The sequence below is a fragment of the Dactylosporangium cerinum genome, from assembly GCF_042653625.1.
Classification (GTDB): Bacteria; Actinomycetota; Actinomycetes; order Mycobacteriales; family Micromonosporaceae; genus Dactylosporangium; species Dactylosporangium cerinum.
The window spans coordinates 256072-278208 of record NZ_JBHSIU010000004.1; the positions used below are offsets into that span (position 1 = coordinate 256072).

The 22137-nt window shown below is 71.1% G+C and carries 16 protein-coding genes and 1 pseudogene; 10 read left to right on the forward strand and 7 right to left on the reverse strand.

The features are described 5' to 3' along the window. The first annotated feature begins 156 nt into the window (after positions 1-156). From ACFPIJ_RS02085 to dapF, 3 genes are read left to right on the forward strand one after another with little or no spacing between them, the layout of a single operon-like run. Positions 157-798: a class III extradiol dioxygenase subunit B-like domain-containing protein gene (locus ACFPIJ_RS02085; RefSeq protein ID WP_380113061.1), complete on the forward strand. Its 642-nt coding sequence runs from the start codon at positions 157-159 to the stop codon at positions 796-798. Next, positions 693-1700: a tRNA (adenosine(37)-N6)-dimethylallyltransferase MiaA gene (gene miaA, locus ACFPIJ_RS02090; protein WP_380112829.1), complete on the forward strand. Its 1008-nt coding sequence runs from the start codon at positions 693-695 to the stop codon at positions 1698-1700. The genes ACFPIJ_RS02085 and miaA overlap by 106 nt, the downstream gene beginning before the upstream one ends. Before the next feature lie 4 nt (positions 1701-1704). After that, positions 1705-2556, forward strand: coding sequence for a diaminopimelate epimerase (gene dapF, locus ACFPIJ_RS02095; protein ID WP_380112831.1), 852 nt, complete (start codon positions 1705-1707; stop codon positions 2554-2556). Positions 2557-2808: 252 nt separating this feature from the next. Here the strand turns inward: dapF and ACFPIJ_RS02100 are convergent, their stop codons facing one another. Beyond that, positions 2809-4263, reverse strand: a complete 1455-nt coding sequence (locus tag ACFPIJ_RS02100) for an NAD-dependent malic enzyme (protein WP_380112832.1) — start codon at positions 4261-4263, stop codon at positions 2809-2811. Between the two features lie 118 nt (positions 4264-4381). Between ACFPIJ_RS02100 and hflX the strand changes: the two genes are divergently transcribed. Continuing rightward, the gene (hflX, locus tag ACFPIJ_RS02105; protein WP_380112833.1) at positions 4382-5788 is read left to right on the forward strand and encodes a GTPase HflX; all 1407 of its coding nucleotides are present in this window, start codon (positions 4382-4384) and stop codon (positions 5786-5788) included. A gap of 111 nt (positions 5789-5899) precedes the next feature. Continuing rightward, a complete protein-coding gene (locus tag ACFPIJ_RS02110; RefSeq protein ID WP_380112834.1) occupies positions 5900-7345 on the forward strand; it encodes an SdiA-regulated/phytase-like domain-containing protein in 1446 nt (481 codons plus the stop codon). Between the two features lie 82 nt (positions 7346-7427). Here ACFPIJ_RS02110 and miaB read toward each other — a convergent pair whose 3' ends face one another. Both miaB and surE read right to left on the reverse strand, forming a co-directional pair. Continuing rightward, positions 7428-8921 carry a tRNA (N6-isopentenyl adenosine(37)-C2)-methylthiotransferase MiaB gene (gene miaB, locus ACFPIJ_RS02115; protein ID WP_380112835.1) on the reverse strand — a complete coding sequence of 498 codons (1494 nt, stop codon included), beginning with the start codon at positions 8919-8921 and terminating at the stop codon, positions 7428-7430. Between the two features lie 13 nt (positions 8922-8934). Further along, entirely contained in the window at positions 8935-9720 is a 786-nt protein-coding gene (gene surE, locus ACFPIJ_RS02120; RefSeq protein ID WP_380112836.1) for a 5'/3'-nucleotidase SurE, read from the reverse strand. A gap of 139 nt (positions 9721-9859) precedes the next feature. Here surE and ACFPIJ_RS02125 point away from each other — a divergent pair, with 139 nt between their 5' ends. The 5 genes from ACFPIJ_RS02125 to ACFPIJ_RS02145 all read left to right on the forward strand — a co-directional run bounded on the left by ACFPIJ_RS02125 (position 9860) and on the right by ACFPIJ_RS02145 (position 16338). Continuing rightward, entirely contained in the window at positions 9860-10606 is a 747-nt protein-coding gene (locus tag ACFPIJ_RS02125) for an amino acid ABC transporter ATP-binding protein (protein ID WP_380112837.1), read from the forward strand. 18 nt (positions 10607-10624) lie between these two features. Further along, complete coding sequence (locus ACFPIJ_RS02130) at positions 10625-11584, forward strand: glutamate ABC transporter substrate-binding protein (RefSeq protein WP_380112838.1); 960 nt, start codon at positions 10625-10627, stop codon at positions 11582-11584. Positions 11585-11664: 80 nt separating this feature from the next. Further along, the gene (locus ACFPIJ_RS02135) at positions 11665-12321 is read left to right on the forward strand and encodes an amino acid ABC transporter permease (protein WP_380112839.1); all 657 of its coding nucleotides are present in this window, start codon (positions 11665-11667) and stop codon (positions 12319-12321) included. Further along, positions 12318-13181 (forward strand): amino acid ABC transporter permease, encoded by an 864-nt coding sequence (locus ACFPIJ_RS02140; RefSeq protein ID WP_380112840.1) that lies wholly within the window; start codon positions 12318-12320, stop codon positions 13179-13181. Before ACFPIJ_RS02135 ends, ACFPIJ_RS02140 begins: the two co-directional genes overlap by 4 nt. 52 nt (positions 13182-13233) lie before the next feature. Beyond that, entirely contained in the window at positions 13234-16338 is a 3105-nt protein-coding gene (locus ACFPIJ_RS02145) for an ABC transporter substrate-binding protein (RefSeq protein WP_380112841.1), read from the forward strand. Positions 16339-16567: 229 nt separating this feature from the next. On the opposite strand, the gene rny is transcribed toward ACFPIJ_RS02145, so the two are convergent. From rny to ACFPIJ_RS02165, 4 genes and pseudogenes are all read right to left on the reverse strand, one after another. After that, positions 16568-18265 (reverse strand): ribonuclease Y, encoded by a 1698-nt coding sequence (gene rny, locus ACFPIJ_RS02150; protein WP_380113062.1) that lies wholly within the window; start codon positions 18263-18265, stop codon positions 16568-16570. 1069 nt (positions 18266-19334) lie between these two features. Further along, positions 19335-20045: pseudogene (locus ACFPIJ_RS02155) on the reverse strand (regulatory protein RecX); the annotation flags it as partial. Between the two features lie 692 nt (positions 20046-20737). Continuing rightward, a complete protein-coding gene (gene recA / locus ACFPIJ_RS02160) occupies positions 20738-21787 on the reverse strand; it encodes a recombinase RecA (protein ID WP_380112842.1) in 1050 nt (349 codons plus the stop codon). 148 nt (positions 21788-21935) lie between these two features. Next, the gene (locus tag ACFPIJ_RS02165; RefSeq protein WP_380112843.1) at positions 21936-22136 is read right to left on the reverse strand and encodes a DUF3046 domain-containing protein; all 201 of its coding nucleotides are present in this window, start codon (positions 22134-22136) and stop codon (positions 21936-21938) included. Between the last annotated feature and the right edge of the window lies 1 nt (position 22137).

A 22137-nucleotide genomic window follows, 5' to 3' on the forward strand; every position in this document is an offset into this window, starting at 1 on the left:
GGCATTCTCACAGGTGTGCCCCGGGGCCGGTCGAGGGCCTGCGGCCGAACCGTGACCATTCCGGTGCCGAACGGGTCGCAGGATGCCCCAGCGACCATCCCCGATAACGTTAAGACCGTGCCACTCGCCGCCGCCGCCGTCTGCCCACATCCGCCGATGCTCGTGCCGGAGGTGGCCGCCGGAGCGGCGGGTGAGCTCGACGACCTGCGTGCCGCCTGTCGTGCCGCCGTGGCGCACCTCGACACCGCCGACGTGCTCATCGTGGTCGGTGCCGATGCCACGACGATACGCCGCGAGCCGCCTTTCGGGGGGACCCTGGCCCCGTGGGGCATCGACCGGAGGGTGGGTGAGCCGGCCGAGGACCCGCTGCCGCTGAGCCTGCTCATCGGCGCCTGGCTCCTGGAAGACGGATATAACCGAAATATCCGGTACCACAGCATCGCGGCCGACGCAGCACCGGCGGACTGCGAAGCGCTCGGCAGAAGTCTGCGGCACATCGGTACCAACGCCGCACTGCTCGTCCTTGGCGACGGATCCGCGTGCCATGGGGAGAAGGCGCCCGGATACGACGACCCGCGGGCCGAGGGCTTCGACGCGGCCGTCGCGGACGCCCTGGCCAAGGGTGACACCACGGCGCTGCGCGACCTCGACCCGGCGCTGGCCGCGGACCTGCTCGCCGTCGGACGGGCACCGTGGCAGGTCCTGGCCGGCGCGGTCGACACCCCGTTCGGCACGACCGAACTGCTGCACCACTCGGCGCCGTACGGGGTCGGATACTTCGTGGCGAGCTGGCGGTGACCCGCGTCCTGGCCGTGGTCGGACCGACCGCAGCCGGCAAGTCGGCGCTGAGCCTCAGGCTGGCGCACGAGCTCGGCGGCGAGGTCGTCAACGCCGACTCGATGCAGCTGTACCGGGGCATGGACATCGGCACGGCCAAGCTCACCGTCGCCGAGCGTGAGGGTGTGCCGCACCACGTGCTGGACATCTGGGACGTGACGGAGCCGGCGAGCGTCGCGGTGTACCAGCGCCTGGCCCGCGCCGCGATCGACGACATCGCCGCCCGCGGGCGGGTGCCGCTGCTGGTCGGCGGCTCGGGGCTCTACGTGCGGGCCGTCCTGGAGGACTTCGACTTCCCCGGCACCGACCCCGGGCTGCGCGACGCGTTGGAGAAGGAGCTCGCGGAGGTCGGCCCGGAGGCGCTGCACGCCCGCCTCAGCAGCACGGACCCGGAGGCCGCGGCGCGGATCCTGCCCGGCAACGGCCGCCGGATCGTCCGTGCACTCGAGGTCAACGCGCTGACCGGCACGACGTTCACGGCGCGCCTGCCGTCACAACCGCGGCCGGTGTACGACGCGCTGCAACTGGGCGTGGACGTCGCCACGGCGGTCCTCGACGAGCGGATCGAGGCACGGGTCGACGCGATGTGGTCCGCGGGCCTCGTCGAGGAGGTGCGGGCGCTGGACGCCGCCGGCCTGCGGTCCGGGCGGACCGCCGGGGCAGCGCTCGGATATAAACAAGTATTGGACTACTTTTCCGGTTTGTCGGATGAGCCCGCCGCCCGGGCCGAGACGGTGCGTGCCACCAGGCGGTTCGTGCGCCGGCAGCGGTCCTGGTTCCGCCGGGACGACCGGATCGTGTGGCTCGATGGTGGCGCTGCCGACATCACCGCAACGGCGCTGGAGGTCGTGCGGCAAGATTGACGCCATGCGCTTCGCCAAGGGACACGGAACGGGCAACGACTTCGTCATCCTGCCCGACCCCGACGGCGTGCTGCCGTTGACGCCGACATTCGTCGCCGCGCTCTGCGACCGCCGGCGGGGCATCGGCGCCGACGGCGTGCTGCGGGTGGTCCGCAGCGCCGCCCACCCCGACGCCGAGGCGTCCGCGGAGACGGCCGAGTGGTTCATGGACTACTGGAACGCCGACGGTTCCCAGTCCGAGATGTGCGGCAACGGGGTGCGCGTCTACGCCCGCTACCTCGCGGAGGCCGGCCTGGTCGCCCCCGAGGGGTCGTTCAACCTGGTCACCCGCGCGGGGGTGGTGCCGGTGACCATCGGCGAGGAGATCGCCGCCGGCATGCCGATGCCCCGGGTCTACGTGCAGAGCGAGGCCACCAGCGACGGCCGGGTGTTCGGCGGGACGGCCGTGGACGTCGGCAACCCGCACCTGGTCTGCCCGGTCGACGAGCCGACGCTGGAGCGGCTCGACCTGACCCGCGCGCCCGGGATCGACCCGCTGATCTTCCCGGCGGGCGTCAACGTCGAGTTCGCCGCCGCTGGGGCCCCGCCGGCCGGCGCCGACCTGTACCGGCGGATGCGCGTCTACGAACGCGGCTCCGGCGAGACCCAGTCCTGCGGATCCGGCGCGTGCGCGGTGGCGGCGGTGGCGCTCGACCACGCCGGGCTGGAAACCGGCGTGGTCATCGTGGACGTCGCGGGCGGCCGGTTGACGATCACCCAGACCGCGTCGGAGTTCCTGCTGGCCGGACCGGCCGTGATCGTCGCGCACGGTGACGTCGACGCCCAGGCGATCCGGCAGCTGGCGCCGTCCTTCTAGGGGCTGTATCGAAGTGGGGGTCGGAGCGAGGCGAGGCTCAGCGCCTGGGCTGGGCCGGTCCGGCGCAGCGCGCCGGGCCAGCCTGGGCGAGTGGTCGGGCCGCGCCGGGCGCGCCTGGATACCGGTGTTGTATCCAAGCGTGACCGGCGTGGGTCCAGCGCCTGGGCTGGGCCGGTCCGGCGCAGCGCGCCGGGCCAGCCTGGGCGAGGCGTTGAGTCCGCCGCAGCCCGGCCATCCACTTCGATACAGCGCCTAGGAGATCGGTGCCACCTCGGCGGGCGGCTCGCCGTCGACGGTGCTGTCCAGGTGGGGGCCCTTCGCGGCGGCCCGGACCGCGGCGGCCACGGCCGGGGCGACCCTGGCGTCGAAGACGCTGGGCACGATGACGCTCGGGTTGAGCTTGTCCTCGCCGACGGAGTCCGCGATCGCGCGGGCCGCGGCGAGTGCCATCGCCTCGGTGAACTCGCGCGCCTGGGCGTCGAGCATCCCGCGGAACACACCGGGGAACGCGAGGACGTTGTTGATCTGGTTCGGCTGGTCGGAGCGGCCGGTCGCGACGATCGCCGCGTGCTCGCGGGCCTCCCGCGGGTCGACCTCCGGGTCCGGGTTGGCCAGCGCGAACACGATCGAGTTGGGTGCCATCGTGGCGATGTCGTCGCCGGTGAGCAGGTTCGGGGCGCTGACCCCGATGAACACGTCGGCGCCGCGCAGCGCGCCCTTGAGGTCGCCGCTGTAGCCGGTCTTGTTGGTGTTCTCGACCAGCCACGGCCAGGCGCCGGTGAGGCCGGGCAGGCCGCGGTGCAGGGCGCCGGGCCGGTCCGTGGCGATCACGTCGCCGACGCCCTGGCGCAGCAGCAGCTTGATGATCGCCGTGCCGGCCGCGCCGGCGCCGCTGACCACGACCCGGATGTCGCCGATCGACTTGCCGACGACGCGCAGCGCGTTGGTGAGCGCGGCGAGGACGCAGATCGCGGTGCCGTGCTGGTCGTCGTGGAACACGGGGATGTCCAGCATCGCCCGCAGCCGCTCCTCGATCTCGAAGCAGCGCGGAGCGGCGATGTCCTCCAGGTTGATACCCCCATACGCGGGGGCGATCGCCCGCACGATCGAGATGATCTCCTCGGTGTCCTGGGTGTCCAGCGCGACCGGCCAGGCGTCGACGCCGCCGAACCGCTTGAACAGCGCGGCCTTGCCCTCCATGACGGGCATCGCGGCGGCCGGGCCGATGTTGCCCAGGCCGAGCACCGCGGATCCGTCGGTGACCACGGCGACGGTGTTGCGCTTGATCGTGAGGCGGCGGGCGTCGTCGGGGTTCTCCGCGATCTGCAGGCACACCCGGGCCACCCCCGGCGTGTACGCCCGGGACAGCTCGTCGCGGTTGCGCAGGGCGACCTTCGGCGTCACCTCGATCTTGCCGCCGAGGTGCAGCAGGAACGTGCGGTCGGAGACCTTGCGCACGTCGACCCCGTCGAGCTTCTCGATGCAGGCGACGACCTGCTCGGCGTGCGCGGAGTCGGCGGTGTCGCAGGTCAGGTCGACCACGACCGCGGTGCTGTCGGAGTCGACGACGTCAACCGCGGTGACGACGCCACCGGCCTCCCCGACCGCAGTCGTGAGGCGGCCGATCGCCGAGGCGTCGGCACGGACGGAGACACGGATCGTGATGGAGAACCCGGCGCTGGGCAAACGGTGCGTGGCAGTCGTCACGTCACCCATTCTTATCCCCCCGCCCAACCGGACCGCGCACGGGGACATATCCGGTGCGGGAACGTAGTGCGAGGTGTCACGATTGGTACGTCGTACTGATCGAAGCAAGGAGTACATGTTGCGCGCGACTGCCGCAGAAACCTGGGATCTCGCCGACGACGGCGACGGCCTGGAGCTCGAGGAGCGGCATGCGCTGCGCCGTGTCGCCGGTCTGTCGACCGAGCTCGCCGATGTCACCGAGGTCGAATACCGCCAGCTGCGCCTCGAGCGGGTCGTGCTCGTCGGGGTGTGGACCGAAGGCACCGCCACCGACGCGGAGAACTCCCTCGCGGAGCTCGCCGCGCTCGCCGAGACCGCCGGCTCGCAGGTCCTCGACGGGCTGATCCAGCGCCGTAGCCGGCCCGACTCCAGCACCTACATCGGCTCGGGCAAGGTCGACGAGCTGCGGGCCGTGGTGCAGAGCACCGGCGCCGACACGGTCATCTGCGACGGGGAGCTGTCCCCGTCGCAGCTGCGGACCCTGGAGGCGAAGGTCAACGTCAAGGTCATCGACCGGACCGCGCTGATCCTGGACATCTTCGCCCAGCACGCGAAGAGCAAGGAGGGCAAGGCCCAGGTCGAGCTCGCCCAGCTGCAGTACTTCCTGCCGCGCCTGCGCGGTTGGGGTGAGGCGCTGAGCCGGCAGGCCGGTGGCTCCGCCAGCGGCAACGGCGGCGTCGGCCTCCGTGGTCCCGGTGAGACCAAGATCGAGACCGACCGGCGTCGGATCCGGACCAAGATCAGCCGGCTGAAGCGCGAGATCGCCGCGATGGCGACGATCCGCGACACCAAGCGCTCCACCCGGCGGCGCAACCGGGTGCCCAGCGTCGCGATCGCCGGTTACACCAACGCCGGCAAGTCGAGCCTGCTCAACCGGCTCACCGGCGCGGGCGTGCTGGTGGAGGACGCGCTGTTCGCCACCCTGGACACCACGACCAGGCGGGCCCGGGCCGAGGACGGCCGGATCTACACGCTGTCCGACACCGTCGGGTTCGTCCGGCACCTGCCGCACCAGCTGATCGAGGCGTTCCGCTCCACCCTCGAAGAGGTCGCCGAGGCCGACCTGGTCCTGCACGTCGTGGACGGCGCCCACGCCGACCCCGAGGAGCAGGTCCGCGCGGTCCGGGAGGTGCTCGCCGAGGTCGGCGCCGACGCGGTGCCCGAGCTGCTCGTCGTCAACAAGATCGACGCCGCTGACGAGGAGACCCAGCTCCGGCTGAAGTCCCTGTGGCCCGACGCGGTGTTCGCCTCCGCCCGCACCGGCGCCGGCATCGACGCCGTGCGGGCCGCGGTCGAGCAGCGGCTGCCCTGGCCGGCGATCGAGCTGACCGCGGTGGTGCCCTACGAGCGGGGCGACCTCGTCGCCAGGGTCCACACCGTCGGTGAGGTGCTCGAAACCGCTCACCTGGCCGAGGGAACCCGCATCCGGGCCCGGATCAACGACGCCCTGGCCGCGGAGCTCGCCCCATTTGCCGTGAAGTCGTAGGGTTCACCTGATCACAGCGAGTAAGAGCCGGACCGGGCGCACCCACTGCCGGTCCGGCTCTGCCAAACTTGTCCGATGCGACAGCGGGTGGCCTTTGTTTCTGGTGCGGTGATGAGTCTGCTGGTGGGGCTCGCGGCACCCGCCGCGGCGGCCCCTACGTCCCCAGCAGCCCAGTCGCCAGCGGCGGGGGCAGGTCAGGCCATCTGCATCCCCGACTCGCAGAAGATCAACGAGATCTCCGGCCTCGTCGCGACCGCCACCGGCTACGTGGCGATCAACGACAGCGCGTCGGGCAACAGCAAGTCCCGCATCTTCACGCTCGACGCGGCCTGCAAGATCGTCGGTACGCCGGTCAGCTATCCGTCGACGCCGCTGGACCCCGAGGACCTCGCGGTCGACAAGAACGGCACGCTGTGGATCGCCGACATCGGCGACAACACCGAGGCGGCCGGCGGCAGCGCCTCCGCCCGGCCCACGGTCGCGGTGTGGAACCTGCCCCAGGGCGCGAAGGCACCGGTCATCAACCGGCTCGCGTACCCCGACGGCAAGAAGCGCGACGCCGAGGCCCTGCTGCTCAGCGGCGACGGCACCCCGATCATCATCACCAAGGACCCGGTCGGCGAGATCTGGGTCCCCGAGGGCCCGTTGCAGCCCAACACCACCAAGGGCGTCAAGCTCAAGCAGGTCGGCACGTTCGCCCCGCAGGAGACGAAGACGGCCAACCCGCTCGCCTTCCTCGGCTGGAAGGCGATCACCGGCGCCGCCTCCTCCCCCGACGGCACCCGCGTGGTCATCCGCACCTACTCCGACGCCTACGAGTTCGACGTCCAGGGCGGCGAGGTCGTCAAGGCGATCACCAGCGGCAAGCCCCGCATCACCCCGCTGCCCAACGAGGCCCGTGGCGAGGCGATCACCTACTCGACTGACGGCAAGCAGTACATCACCGCCTCCGACGTGCCGTCCGACGTGAGGGCGCCGATCCTCAAGTACACGCCGCAGAACGTCACCCCGGGCAAGGGCGGCGGCGCGGTCGTGCCGACCCCGAAGCCCGACGACCGGTCGTTCCTGGAAGACCTGACGCTGCAGGACATCACCTACATGGTGGCCGCCGTCGGCGTGCTCGGCCTGATCCTCGTGGTCGCCGGCATCGTCGGCATCCGGCGTTCCCGCGCCGGGCGGCGGGCGGCTGCCGCGAGCGGGCCGGTCCGCGGCTCGGCCCCCCGCCCCTCGGACGACAACCTGCCCGGTCCGGGCGAGGAGGGCGGCACCGGCAACGTGTACGGCGCCCGCCCCGCCACCTCAGCCACCCGCGGCTCCGCACCCGGCGGCACCGTCTACGGCGGCGGGGGTGGGCAGCAGTCCGACGATTTCGGGCCCTCGTCGTATGACCAGCCCCGCGGTTTCCAGCAGGGGGGCTATCCGCCGCAGTCCGGTCCGCCGCAGGGTGGGGTGTACGGCGGTGGTGGCCAGGGTGGATATGACCAGCGTGGGGTGTATGGCGGTGGGCATCCCGGGGATCACGACGGGTACGAGCGGGGCTACGCGCCCCACCGGTGACGCCGTGCCGGCCCGTTCCTCATGATCCGGTGGACCTTGTGTACCCCAGGGTGCACAGGGTCTTCGGGATCATGAGGAGGGGTCAGCAGGAGCGGGCGGGGGTTTCGGTGGGAGGTGGGGTGCCGATGGTGGGCATGCCCAGGGAGACGCCCGGGGTGCGGGTGACGCGGCCGGCCTCCCAGGCGTCGCCGGCGCGGGTGCGGCGGTGGGACAGCAGCGGGCCGTCGGCGTTGAGGTGGTGGGGGGCGGCGTAGGTGACCGTGGTGTGCACGATGTCGCCGGGGCGCAGGGCGATGTCGCCGTTGGCCCCGGTGAGCGAGGAGTCGGCGGCGAAGTGCACCAGGCGGCCGTCGCGGGCGCGGCCCGACATGCGGCCGGTGGCGCCGTCCTTGCGGCCCTCACCGACGGCGACCAGGACCTCGACCGGGGTGCCGACGAGCTTCTTGTTCTCGTCCCAGCTGATCTGCTCCAGGGTGGCGATCAGCCGGTCGTAGCGCTCCTGCACGACCGCCTTCGGGACCTGCAGGTCCATGGTGGCGGCGGGGGTACCGGGGCGCTTGGAGTACTGGAACGTGAAGGCGCTGGAGTAGCGGGCCGCGCGGACCACGTCCAGGGTCTGCTCGAAATCGGCGTCCGTCTCGCCGGGGAAGCCGACGATGATGTCGGTGGTGATCGCGGCGTCGGGCATGGCGGCCCGGACGTTCTCGATGATGCCGAGGTAGCGCTCCGCACGGTACGAGCGGCGCATCGCCTTCAGGACGGAGTCGGAGCCGGACTGCAGAGGCATGTGCAGGGAGTGGCAGACGTTGGGCGTCTCGGCCATCGCGGCGATGACGTCGTCGGTGAAGTCCTTCGGGTGCGGGCTGGTGAAGCGGACCCGCTCCAGGCCCTCGACGTCGCCGCAGGCGCGCAGGAGCTTGCCGAAGGCGAGCCGGTCGCCGAACTCGACGCCGTAGGAGTTGACGTTCTGCCCGAGGAGAGTGACCTCCAGGACGCCCTCGGCGGCGAGGGCGCGGACCTCGGCGAGGATGTCGCCGGGGCGGCGGTCCTTCTCCTTGCCGCGCAGGGCCGGGACGATGCAGAAGGTGCAGGTGTTGTTGCAGCCCACGGAAATCGAGACCCAGCCGGCGTACGTCGACTCGCGCCGGGTAGGCAGCGTGGAGGGGAAGACCTCCAGCGACTCGAGGATCTCCACCTCGGCCGCGGCGTTGTGGCGGGCCCGCTCCAGCAGCACCGGCAGGGAGCCGATGTTGTGGGTGCCGAACACGACGTCGACCCAGGGGGCCTTCTTGACGATGTCGCCGCGGTCCTTCTGGGCGAGGCAGCCGCCGACCGCGATCTGCATGCCGGGCTGGGCGAGCTTCGTCGGGCGCAGGTGGCCGAGGTTGCCGTAGAGGCGGTTGTCGGCGTTCTCGCGCACGGCGCAGGTGTTGAACACGACGACGTCCGGCTCGGCGTCGACGGGCACCGGGACGTAGCCGGCGTCCTCGAGCAGGCCGGAGATGCGCTCGGAATCGTGCGCGTTCATCTGGCAGCCGTAGGTGATGACCTTGAAGCTGCGAGGGGTCTCAGTCATAGCAGCGCAAAGTTTAGCCCCCGACGTGTTCGCCGGCGGTATCCACCAGGCCGGGCAGCACGACGTCGCGGGCCTCGTGGGGTGGGCGGACCGGTGTGACGGCCACGTAGCCGTCCAGCAGCCACGCGTCGTCACTGCCGGGCTCCGCGCCGTGGTCACTCTGCTCGAGGGACATGCGCACGTACCCGTGGCCCTGCTCCAGCAGGACCATCTGCACGGTGCCGAACTTGGCGAGGGACGCCCGGCGGATGCCGCGCAGGTCGCCGGCGTGCAGGTTCGGCACGTTGACGTTGAGCACGAAGTCGGCGTTGAGCAGCGGCAGCAGGTCGCCGGCGACCTCGGCGGCGGTGTCCCAGTGCTCGAAGGCGCCCTCCTCAGAACGCGAAGAGAACGGGATGTCGAGGGAGACCGCCATGGCGCGGCAGCCGTTGGCGGCGGCCGTGAACGCGGCGCCGACGGTGCCGGAGTGCAGGACCGCCGCGCCGGTGTTCGGGCCGCGGTTGATGCCGGACAGGATCACGTCGGGCTCCGGCCCGTAGGCGCCGCGGGTCGCCATCAGCGCGATGAAGGCGGGCGAGGCGGAGACGGCGAAGGTCGGTACCCCCGCAAACATCTCCGCACGGGTCTGCGTCGCGATGCGTCCGTCCGCCTCGACGCCGGTGAGCGAACTGCCGGAGCCGCTCGCCTCGCGGGCCGGGGCCGCCACCACCACGTCGTGGCCCTGGCGGACTGCCATCGCGGCGAGAGCGTGCAGGCCGGGGCTGTCGATACCGTCGTCGTTGGTCACCAGGATGCGCATGGTCATCATTGTGACAACCGTCGGCCGTTATCGGTCCGTGACCGCTATGCGGCTGATCGTGGGCATTGCCACCGCTAACGTCGAGCCCACTACGGAGCCGGGGTGCGCAGGTGCACAGCGACGAGACGCGATGGGGCGGATGATGACGGACGAGCCTTTGATCGTGCTCAGCGGCGTCAACAAATGGTTCGGCGAGCTCCACGTGCTCAAGGACGTCAATCTTTCGATTGCCCGCGGCGAGGTCGTGGTCGTGATCGGCCCGTCGGGCTCCGGCAAGTCGACGTTGTGCCGGGCGATCAACCGGTTGGAGCCGATCAACAACGGCGAGATCGTGTTCGACGGGGTCCGGCTGCCCGAGGAGGGGCGCCCCCTCGCGCGGCTGCGCAGCGAGGTCGGCATGGTGTTCCAGTCGTTCAACCTGTTCGCGCACAAGACGATCCTCGAAAACGTGATGCTCGGCCCGGTCAAGGTCCGCAAGGAGAAGGCGCCGGTGGTGCGGGAACGCGCCATGGGCCTGCTCGACCGCGTCGGGATCGCCGCGCAGGCACAGAAATATCCGGCGCAGCTGTCCGGCGGGCAGCAGCAGCGGGCCGCGATCGCCCGGGCCCTGGCCATGCAGCCGAAGGCGATGCTGTTCGACGAGCCGACGAGCGCCCTGGACCCGGAGATGGTCGGCGAGGTGCTCGAGGTGATGACGGGCCTGGCGAGCGAGGGCATGACGATGGTCGTCGTCACGCACGAGATGGGCTTCGCGAGGCACGCCGCGAACCGGGTCGTGTTCATGGCCGACGGCCAGCTGGTCGAGGAGGCGGAGCCGACGACCTTCTTCGCCAATCCGCGCACCGACCGGGCCAAGGACTTCCTGTCGAAGATTCTCACCCACTGAAAGGGGATAGCGACCATCATGCGAATCACGCGTATCGCCGCGGCAGCCGCCGCCATCACGCTTGCGCTGGGCCTGGCCGCCTGTGGCAAGGAGGGCACGCCCGCGCCGCCGTCCACGGGCGGCAGCTCCGGCGCGGCCGCACCGGCGAGCGACACCTGCAGCTCGTCCGGCACCACGTTCACGCCCGCCACCGGCGTGGCGATCACCGGTAGCCCAACGTTCGACCGCATCAAGGCGGCCGGCAAGGTCGTCATCGGGGTCAAGTTCGACCAGCCCAACCTGGGCTACAAGGACGCCGCCGGCAAGCGCTGCGGCTTCGACATCGAGATCGCCCAGCTGATCGCCTCGAAGCTCGGCATCGACCCGGCGAAGATCGAGTACAAGGAGATCGCCTCCGCCAACCGCGAGACGGCGATCAAGGGTGGTGAGGTCGACTACTACGTCGGCACCTACTCGATCACCGACAAGCGCAAGGCCGACGTGTCCTTCGCCGGCCCGTACTTCATCGCCGCGCAGGACCTGCTCGTCCGCAAGGACGACACGTCGATCACCGGCTCGGACAGCCTCAAGGGCAAGACGGTCTGCTCCGCGACCGGCTCCACGCCGATCCAGCGGGTCCGGGACCAGAAGCTGACCGACAAGATCGTGGAGTTCAAGACCTACTCCGAGTGCGTGTCGCAGCTGCTGGACAAGAAGGTCGACGCGGTCACCACCGACGACGCGATCCTCAAGGGCTTCGCGGCGCAGGCACCGTCGCAGCTGAAGGTCGTCGGCAAGCCGTTCCTCGACCCGACCACCGGCAAGGCCTACCCGGAGAAGTACGGCATCGGCCTGGGCCACGACGACAAGGCCCTGCGGGACTTCGTCAACGCGTCCCTCGAGGCGGCGTTCAAGGACGGCACCTGGCAGAAGGTCTACGACGGCACGCTCGGCAAGTCCGGCTCGGCGGGCAGCCCGCCGGCGCTCGAGAAGTACTGATCCTGTGATGTCGGGGCGCCGCCGTCGGCGGCGCCCCGAACCATGACCACCACGGCCCGGACCGAAGCGGAGGTGACGAGGTGGACGACTTCGTCCATGTCCTGACGGACAACTGGGACATCATCGGTCCCCACTTCTGGGAGACGATCAAGCTCTTCCTGATCGCCGCCGTCGGGTCGGTGGTGCTCGGCACCCTGCTGGCCGCGATGCGGGTCTCCCCCGTGCCGGCGCTGCGCGGGTTCGGCAGCTCCTACGTGTTGCTGCTGCGCAACACCCCGCTGACGCTGGTCTTCGCGCTGCAGGTCTTCGCGCTGCCGAAGCTCGGCGTCACGTTCGACTTCACCACCGGCGCCTGTATCGCGCTGACCGCGTACACCTCCGCCTTCGTCTGCGAGGCGCTGCGCTCCGGCATCAACACGGTGCCCGTCGGGCAGGCCGAGGCCGCCCGCGCCCTGGGGATGACCTTCATGCAGGTGCTGACCAACGTGGTGCTGCCGCAGGCCTTCCGGACCGTGGTGCCGCCCCTGGTGAGCGTGCTCAACGCGATGCTGAAGAACACCACCGTCGCGGCCGGCTTCTCGGTCGCCGAGGCGGGCGCGATCACGTTCTACCTGTCGGAGCGTGGCGAGAACCAGATCTACGGGCTGCTCTGGATCACCATCGGGTTCCTGATCCTGGTCGTCCCGCTCGTGACCCTGCAACGGATGCTCGAACGACGCTGGAAGGTCGCGCGATGACCAACGTCCTCTACGATCTGCCCGGCCCGAAGGCGCGGCTGCGGTACCGCATCATCGGCATCCTGAGCGCGGTCGGCATCGTGGCGCTGCTCGCCTACATCGGCTGGCGCTTCTACGACACCGGCCAGTTCGAGCCGCTGCGCTGGGAGCAGTTCCAGTACAAGCAGATCCAGCAGGACCTCCTCGACGGCTACCTGACCACGCTGCGCGCCGCCGGCACCGCCGCCGTGCTCGCGCTCCTCCTCGGCGCGCTGCTGGCCACCGGCCGGCTCAGCGACCACCTGGTGTTCCGCGCGCCGGCCACGAGCTTCGTCGAGCTGTTCCGCGCGATCCCGCTGCTCATCCTGATCTTCTTCGCGTACTACGGCCCGATCCAGCTCGGCTACAAGGTCGGCCCGTTCTGGCCCCTCGTCATCGGCCTGACCCTCTACAACGGCGCGGTGCTGTCGGAGATCTTCCGCGCCGGCATCATCGCCGTGGCCCGTGGCCAGTCCGAGGCCGCGTACGCACTGGGCATGCGCAAGTCGCAGGTCATGATCTCGATCCTGCTGCCGCAGGCGGTCCGGGCGATGCTCCCGGCGATCGTCAGCCAGCTCGTCGTGCTGCTCAAGGACACCGCGCTCGGGTTCATCATCCAGCTGCCGGAGCTGCTGTACTACGGCAAGCAGATCGGCGGCCGGCTGCCGTTCGGCTTCCCGTACGTGCCCAGCTACCTCGTCGTCGCGGTCATCTACATCGGCACCTGCGGCCTGCTGTCGTGGTTCGCGTTCTGGCTGCAGCGCCGCCTCATGGGCGGCCCGAAGCAGGTGAAGACGACAGCGAAGGCCGTCAAGCTGGCCGACGTCGGGCAGTCCGTGTGAGCTTGGCCGAAGGTTGATTGGCAACGTTGCGCAGAGTACGTACGCTGCGCGGGTGGCGGACACCGGCTTTCGTTTGGGCATCGACTTCGGCACCTCGAACACCGTCGCCGTGCTCCGCTGGCCGGACGGCCGCACGAAGCCGCTGCTCTTCGACGGTTCGCCGTTGCTGCCCTCCGCCGTCTACGTCAACGCCGACTACAGCATCCTCACCGGCCGTGACGCCGTGCACTCGGCGCGACTGCAGCCGCACCGGTTCGAGCCGTACCCGAAGCGCCGCGTCGAGGAAGGCACCGTCTGGCTCGGCGAGCAGGACATCCCGGTCATCGACCTGGTCGCGACCGTCCTGCGCCGGGTCGCCGCCGAGTCGTACCGGGTCGCGGGCACCCACCCGCACGAGGTCAACATCACGCACCCTGCGACGTGGCCGCCGCAGCGCCGCCAGACCCTGTCGCAGGCCGCCGTCTCCGCCGGGTTCCCGCAGCCGTTCCTGACGTCCGAGCCGGTCGCCGCGGCGTCGTATTTCGTCGGTACCGTCGGCACCCACGTCCCCGTCGGTGGCATCGCCGTCGTCTACGACTTCGGCGCCGGCACCTTCGACGCGAGCGTGGTCCGCCGCAACGCCGGTGGCGGCTTCGACGTCCTGGCCAGCGAGGGCCTGCCCGACGCGGGCGGGCTCGACGTCGACGCGGCCGTCGTGGCCTACCTGGGCCGCGCCTTCGCCGGCCGGGAAGGCGACCAGTGGCGCCGGCTGACCAACCCGGAGAGCGAGGCCGACCGGCGCGCCGCGTGGCAGCTGTGGGAGGACGCGCGGCTCGCCAAGGAGATGCTCAGCCGGGCCGCCACCACCTACGTGCACGTGCCGCTGTTCGACGAGAGCGTGCCGATCGGGCGTGAGCAGCTGGAGCAGCTGGCCAAGCCGATCCTGGACCGGACCGTCACCGCCACCCAGATCGCGGTGGCCTCCGCCGGTGTGTCGGGGCAGCCGCTCGCGGCGGTGTTCCTGGTCGGCGGGTCCTCGCGCATCCCGCTCGCCGCGACGCTGCTGCACCGGGCGTTCGGGCTGGCACCGACCGCGATCGAGCAGCCCGAGCTGGTGGTCGCCGAGGGGGCGCTGCACCTCGCGCCGCCGACGGGCCGCGCGCATGTCGGCGGAGTGCCGTCCGCGGGCGCCGCCGGGATGCCGACGTCCGGTGCCTCAGGTCCATTCGGTCCGGTACCGACATCCGGTGGGCCGTCATCGGGTGGACCGTCGTCGGGTGGACCGTCGTCGGGTGGACCGTCGTCGGGTGGACCGTCGTCCGGTGGGCCTTCGTCGGGGACGCACGAGCCGAGCGGGGACGTGTCGGCGCAGCCGGTGTCGGCACAGCCGGTGTCGCCCGGGTTCAGCATGCCGTCGATGAACCCTGGACTGCCGCCGTTGCTGCAGACCGGGTCGATGCCGGTGGTGCCGGGCGCCGGTCAGCAGGCTCCGCACCCGGCTCCCCACCATGTCCCGCACCAGGCCCCGCCCCCGCACCAGGCCCCGCCCCCGCACCAGGCCCCGCCCACGCAGCAGGTCCCGCCCACGCAGCAGATCCCGCAGCAGCATCAGGCGCCGGTGCAGCGGCCCGGGGTGCCGGCGCAGGGGCAGCGGCCGCCCGTGCTGCAGCCGCCGGTGCAGCCCCAGGTGCAGCAGCGGCCGCCGGTCGTGCCGCCGGTTCCCGCGCAGCCCGTGCCGCAGAGCTTTCCGCAGCCCGCCCAGCCGCAGGTCCAGCCACCGGTCCAACAGGGCTTCCCGCAGCAGTTCCAGCCGCCGCCCGTGCAGCGGCCGCAGGTGAGCGGGCCGCCAGCGTCAGGACCTCCCGTCAGCCCCGCGCAGGGCTGGACGACGCCCGCGTCGGGTCCGCCCGCGTCCGGGCCGCCGGTCAACCTGGGCTGGCAGTCGGGCGGCCAGGCCCGGCCGCCGGCGCCGAACCAGCGCCGGACCGGGTCGCTGATCGCCGCGGCCGGTGGCGGCGTCCTCGCGGTGGTGCTCCTCATCGCCGGCATCGTCTGGGCCGTCAACCGCGGCGGCGACGGCGAGCCCGGCACCGACGGCAGCAGCGGGTCCAACCAGGCGGGGCCGGCGGTGTCGGCGGCCTGCGGGCACAAGGTCGGGTTCCTCGGCATCCTCGCCGGCACCGGCTCCAAGGACAGCAACGGCATGCGCAATGCCACCAAGCTGGCCGTCGACGACTACAACGCGAAGCATCCCGGCTGCAACGTCGGGTTCGCCGAGTTCGACACGAAGGGCACCGAGGAGGGCAGCAAGCTCGCGGCCCAGGATCTGGTCGCCGACAGCGAGGTGATCGGCGCCGTCGGTCCGGCGTACCGCGTCGAGGTCCTCGCCGCCGGCCCGATCCTGGAGAAGGCGGGCATCCCGTTCTTCACGCCGTTCGCGCCGGACGTCGACCTCGCCGCCAAGGGCTGGTCCACGTTCCACCGCCTGATCGCCAACGACAAGGACCAGGCGAACGCGGCCGGCCGGTACATCAAGAACAAGCTGCACGCCTCGAAGGTCGCCGTGGTGTACGACGACACAGACTTCGGCGGCGTGGCCCGGCAGGCGGTCTCGAGCACCCTCGGCAGCGCCGTCACCACCAGCGTCGCGATCCGCCGGGCCGACAAGGACTTCGCCGCGCCCGTCGGGCAGGTGACGAACGCGAACCCGGACGCCGTGTACTACGCCGGCGAGTCCGACGACGGCACGCTGTTCATCAAGGCGCTGCGGGCCGCGAAACCGGGCATCGTCATCGTCGTCAGCGACCGGCTCTTCACCCAGCTGTTCGTCGACACCCTCACCACGGCCGCCGACGGCATCGTGGTCACCTGCCCCTGCATCCCCTCCGACCACGCGGGCGGGGACTACGCGTCGCGCTACCAGGCGGCGTTCAAGTCGAGAGCCGGCTACTACGGTCCCGAGGCGTACGACGGGGCGAACATCATCCTGGCGGGCTTCACCGCCGGCAAGGCCAGCCGGCCGGACATGCTCGCCTTCGTCAACGCGTACGACGGCAAGGGCATCGCACGGTCGTACAAGTTCACGGCGACCGGCGAGCTGTCAGTGCCGGACCCGTTGATCTGGTCGTACAAGATCACCAGCCCGTACACGTCGGCGGAGGCCGTGATCGCGCCGTAGGCGGCCTTTGGTCGCGGCCGTCAGGTCGCGGGCTTTGGTCGCGGCCGTCAGGTCGCGGCTGCGCAACTGTCCGCGGAGGTGGCAGGGAAGGCCGTCAAGGCCTGGGGGTTCGCCCAGTCTGGGCCGATTGAGCTTCGCCGTGTCGGCCCAGACCAGGCGCTGACGGCAGCAACGGCCGCGCCCACGACGGACCGGAGCCGTGCTCTGAAGCTTTTCGCTCTTCCGCGTCCTAGCGGGCGATCTCGGTGACGCGCGACTCGCGGACGACGGTGACGCGGATCTGGCCGGGGTAGGTCAGCTCCTCCTCGATCTGCTTCGCCACGTCGCGGGCGAGGACGGCCGCGCCGATGTCGTCGACGTCGTCGGGGCGGACCATGACCCGGATCTCGCGGCCGGCCTGCATCGCGAACACCTTCTCGACGCCCGACTTGCCGGCGGCGATCTCCTCGATGCGTTCGAGGCGCTTGACGTAGGCCTCGAGGCTCTCGCGGCGGGCGCCGGGACGGCCGCCGGAGCACGCGTCCGAGGCCTGGGTGAGCACGGCCTCGATGGTCTGCGGGAGGACCTCGTTGTGGTGCGCCTCGATGGCGTGCACGACGTCCTCGGACTCGCCGTACTTGCGGGCCACGTCCGCGCCGATCAGCGCGTGGCTGCCCTCGACCTCGTGCGTCAGCGCCTTGCCGATGTCGTGCAGGAACGCGCTGCGCTTGATCAGCTTCGGGTCGAGCCGCAGCTCGCTGGCCATGATGCCGGCGATGTGCGCGGTCTCAACGAGGTGCTTGAGGACGTTCTGGCCGTACGACGTCCGGTATCGCAGCCGCCCCAGCAGCGTCATCAGCTCCGGGTGCAGATCGGTGATGCCGACCTCGACCAGGGCGTCCTCGGCGGCGCGCAGGCAGAGGCGCTCGACCTCGTGCTTGGCCTGCTCGAACACCTCTTCGATGCGGTGCGGGTGGATCCGGCCGTCGAGGACCAGTTTCTCCAGGGTGAGCCGGCCGATCTCCCGCCGGACCGGGTCGAAGCACGACAGCAGGACCGCCTCGGGCGTGTCGTCGATGATCAGGTTGACCCCGGTCGTCGACTCGAACGCGCGGATGTTGCGGCCCTCCCGGCCGATGATCCGCCCCTTCATCTCGTCGCTGGGCAGGTGCAGCACGCTGACCACGCTCTCCGCGGTCTGCTCGCTGGCGACCCGCTGGATGGCGTCCACGACGATGTGCCGGGCCCGCTGGTCGGCGGTGTTGCGGGCGTCGTTCTCGATGTCGCGCACGAGCAGCGCGGCCTCGCGCTTGGCCTGCATCTCGATCGTCTCGATGACCTCGACCCGGGCGGCGTCGGTGGTGAGCCCCGCGACCCGCTCCAGCTCTTCACGGTGCCGCTCCTCGCCCGCGGCGATCTCGACCTCGCGGCGGGTGAGGGCCGCCTCCCGTTCGAGCAGGTCCGCCTCGGTGCCGGTGATGCGCCGGTCCCGCTCGGCGAGGCGCTCGGCCTCCTCGGCGAGCAGTCGCTCCCGCTCGTCGAGCCGCCGCTGGCGCCGCTCGGCGTCCTGCGACTGCTCCTTCGCGACGGTCGTCAACTGGCTGACCTCACGCTCGCCGGCCCGGCGGGCGGTGGCCCTGGCCTGCTCGGCGTCGACCTCTGCCTGCCGGTGCGCCCGCTCCAGCAACGAGTCGGCCTCGGCCCGCGCGCCGTCGAGAATCCGCCGGGCCTCCGACCTGGCGGAACTGGCTTCTGCTTTGGCCGCCGCCGCCTCGGTGCGCGCAGCGGCCGCCACGGCCCGCGCCTCGTCGACGGCCGCGGTGGCGTCCTCGGCCGCGGTGCGCAGCGACGCCAGGGAGTGCTCCTGCCGGTCCTTCTCGGCCAGGAACGCGGGATCTTCGGCTACGGGCTGAGCGGGCGCCATGGCTGCGGTGTGCAACCGGCGCATGACCTTCAGCGAGAGCAGCAGCGCGGCGAGGACGCCGAAGCCGATGACGACGACCACGACGACGAGCACGACCTGCAGGCCGGTCACGCGGTCACCTCGGCGGCGCTCAGCTGCCGGCTTGCGGATGGCTGCCGGCTTGCGGATGACTGGTCGCTTGCGGGTAACTGCTCGCTTGCGGGTCGTTCGCAGAGGATGACAGGGGCGCACTCCGTCACGACGTCACCTCGCTCCGCTCGGCGCTGCGCAGAGTCGCGCAACGCGGGATGTTGTGGAGGAGACGCCCGACCACACACTGCCATCAAGATGTATCAATATCGGGACACAGGGTGCCCCGACAACGGGTCGACACCGCCGCCTCCCGCAAGGCGCGGCGCTTATATGTCGTGCGTAAACGTTGCTGATCTGTGACGCGATCTATGTTGTGCGGTAAACCCGCGGTGGTTGGGCGGTCTCCATCTGGTAACGCCGAGGCTAGGTCGTGAAGGGCGCTTCGGTCAAGGACTCATGATCGGGCACCATACGGGACGTAAGTCCGTCAAGACCTCCGCCAGGCGAAACACCCTACCAGTGACATTTGACCAGAAGTTTCCGGCATGTCGGTCGCTGTCCGGCTCAGAATGTCGACCGGTAGTAGCTGCCCGGATGCACGGCGCTGAACTCCAGCCGCCGTGCAGCTGCAATCATTCCACCACACACCGTGTGGCCGCCAACCGCCGCATCGACGCTTGTCGCATTCCACGGCCCGGCGACGGCCCTGACGGGACGATTTCTGCCACCTGGCGGACATCCAGGTGGCGGCAATGGCGGTCTGGACTGGCAGCGCGCCCCAGGTGTCGGCCAGTTGACCGATTCGCTCTATTTGCGAACTTCCTGCCCCGCGCGACGCGCCGCCTGCTGCGGCTCTGCGGCACGACCGAGCCCCTGAGGACCGACACCCGGATCCACGCCACGCCACGCCGCTCGCAGGAGAAGTGTGAACCCGGGCGCGTAGACGCCCCTTTTGCTCCACCGGGGCCGGTGGTCCGACCGCAGTCGGAGCGCCCGGACAGACGTCGAGGGGCGGGTCGGGTCAGCGCTGGTCAGGGTCGAGGGCGGCGTCGGCGAGGGCGTCCGGGTCGATCCCGTCGGCGAACTCGGCGGCGTCCGCGCGTTCGGCCAGTCCTTCCTTCACGAGGCGGATGGCCATGCCCGGTGGGTACCCCTTCCTGGCCAGCATCCCGACGAGCCGCCGGAACACCGCCTCGGGGGCTGCGTTGGACTCGACCCGGAGGCGCCTGGCGACCAGCGCTCTCGCGGTCTGCTCCTCGACGTCGGGGTCGAGCTCGTCGAGTGCCTCGCCGACCTCGTCGGACGAGACGCCCTTGCGGCGCAGCTCCCCCGCCAGCGCGCGCCGGGACAGGCCGCGCCCGTGGTGCCGGCTGGACACCCAGGCGCGGGCGAAGGCGGCGTCGTCGATGATGCCGACCTCGTCGTAGCGGTCGAGGATCTCGTCGGCGATCTCGTCCTCGACGCCGCGCTTGCGCATCGCGGTGGCGAGCTCGAGCCTGGTCCTCGGCCGCACGGCGAGCTGCCGCAGGCAGATCTCCCGGGCCGCCTCCCTCGGGTCGAGCGGCGCGGGAGGCGGACCACCCCGCCGTCCAGACCCGCCCCGCCGCCGGGAACCGCCCTGCTCAGCATCGCTCCGCGGCCCGGCGCCCTCCAGCGGCTCCTGGGCACCGTCCTCCCGAGGTTCACCGGGCGGACTGCGGTCTTCCGGACGACCGGAGGCGCCACGATCACTGCGACCCGCGCGGCGACTGGACCCGCGCTCCGATCGGCCGCCGCGGCGGGCTCGGCCGCCGTCGTCCCCGTGATCCGGTGTCGGGTCGGCCACCGCGAAGCGGTCCCCAACGCGATCACCGCCGGTGAACGCCCGAGATCCGCCGGCCCGGGGGCCTTCAGGGGTCGCCAGCCAGGCAGGCGGAACGCTGCCGGCCGCGCGTCCCGGGGCGGGAATCCGGGTGGTCGAAACGTCACTGTGCTCGGGATCGGACGGCCAGCCCGGCGGCACCTCGCCCGGAGATGCCCGTCCAGGACGCGCTGGCGCAACACCTGCGGCGCCGCCCGGTTGGGCTTCGGCGGACAGCCAGGGGTTGTCGTCGCCCAGGTCGGCGAGCAGCCAGGAAGCCGCAGCGGGCTCGACGGCGGTGGGCGGCACAACGTCAGGCTCGTGCCCGCCGTCCCCGGCTTCCTGCTCGCTGGGATCGCTGGATCGCCGCCTGCCCGGCACGAACGCACCTCCGAAACCCGCACCGCCCGCGCCGGCACGGAACCGACGACGAGCGGCAAACCTGCATCAACACCGGCGATCGCAGCTGAGCACCCGGCGGGCCGGGCCGCGAGCCGAACCCCGAACGAGGGGTCCTCTCGCGGACCGGCGCCGAACGCCGCGAGTCGCGCGTGCAAGGAAGAGCTTGGACCTGGCCGAGCCGGTCAGAAGTCGACCGGGACCGCCTCGGGGCCGCCGGCGGCGTCCGTGGCCTGGCCGACGCCCACGCCGAGCTTCTCCTTGATCTTCTTCTCGATCTCGGCGGCCACGTCTGGGTTCTCCCGGAGGAACTTGCGGGAGTTCTCCTTGCCCTGGCCGAGCTGGTCGCCGTCATACGTATACCAGGCGCCCGCCTTGCGGATGATCGTCTGCTCGACACCGACGTCGATGAGAGAGCCCTCGCGGGAGATGCCCTTGCCGTACATGATGTCGAACTCGGCCTGCTTGAACGGCGAGGCCACCTTGTTCTTCACGACCTTGACGCGGGTGCGGTTGCCCACCACGTCCGTGCCGTCCTTGAGGCTCTCGATACGGCGCACGTCGAGGCGGACCGAGGAGTAGAACTTCAGCGCGCGACCACCGGTCGTGGTCTCCGGGCTGCCGAACATGACGCCGATCTTCTCGCGGAGCTGGTTGATGAAGATCGCGGTGGTGCCGGAGTTGTTGAGGGCACCGGTGATCTTCCGCAGCGCCTGGCTCATGAGGCGGGCCTGGAGGCCGACGTGGCTGTCGCCCATCTCGCCCTCGATCTCGGCGCGCGGCACGAGGGCGGCGACCGAGTCGATGACGATAATGTCGAGGGCGCCGGAGCGGACCAGCATGTCGACGATCTCGAGGGCCTGCTCACCGGTGTCGGGCTGGGAGACGAGCAGCGCGTCGGTGTCGACGCCGAGGGCCTTGGCGTAGTCGGGGTCGAGGGCGTGCTCCGCGTCGATGAACGCCGCGATGCCGCCCTGCGCCTGCGCGTTGGCGATGGCATGGAGCGCCACGGTCGTCTTACCGCTGGACTCAGGCCCGAAGACCTCGATGACCCGGCCGCGGGGCAGACCGCCGATGCCGAGCGCCACGTCGAGGGCGATCGAGCCGGTCGGGATCACGGCCATCGGAGCGATGACCCGCTCACCGAGGCGCATGACCGAGCCCTTGCCGAACTGTTTGTCGATCTGCGAGAGGGCGAGCCCGAGCGCCTTCTCCCGGTCAGGTTGCACTGCCATGTCCGTCACCCCTGAGTTCGCGGTCTTCGTCGGCGTTCGTTTATTCACGCTGACAAGGTAAGCGCCGGGTATGACAAAAACCGGCACCGACGCCTGAGGAGACTACCCGTACATCTGTACGATCAACGAGGCGACACGCCAAAAAACATCACCGCAGCCTGCGAGGAACACGCTCCGGGTATGCGGCGACCACAGCCCGCCACACCACTGCGGTGTCCTCGCCACCTGCGAGGGCTTCCTTGATGGTCCGTCCACCCAACTCGGTCAGCACCTGGTCGTTGGCGAGGCTCCCGGCGTACGCCACACCGAACGACTCCTCAAGCCGCTGCCAGAAATCCGTCAGTCGCACG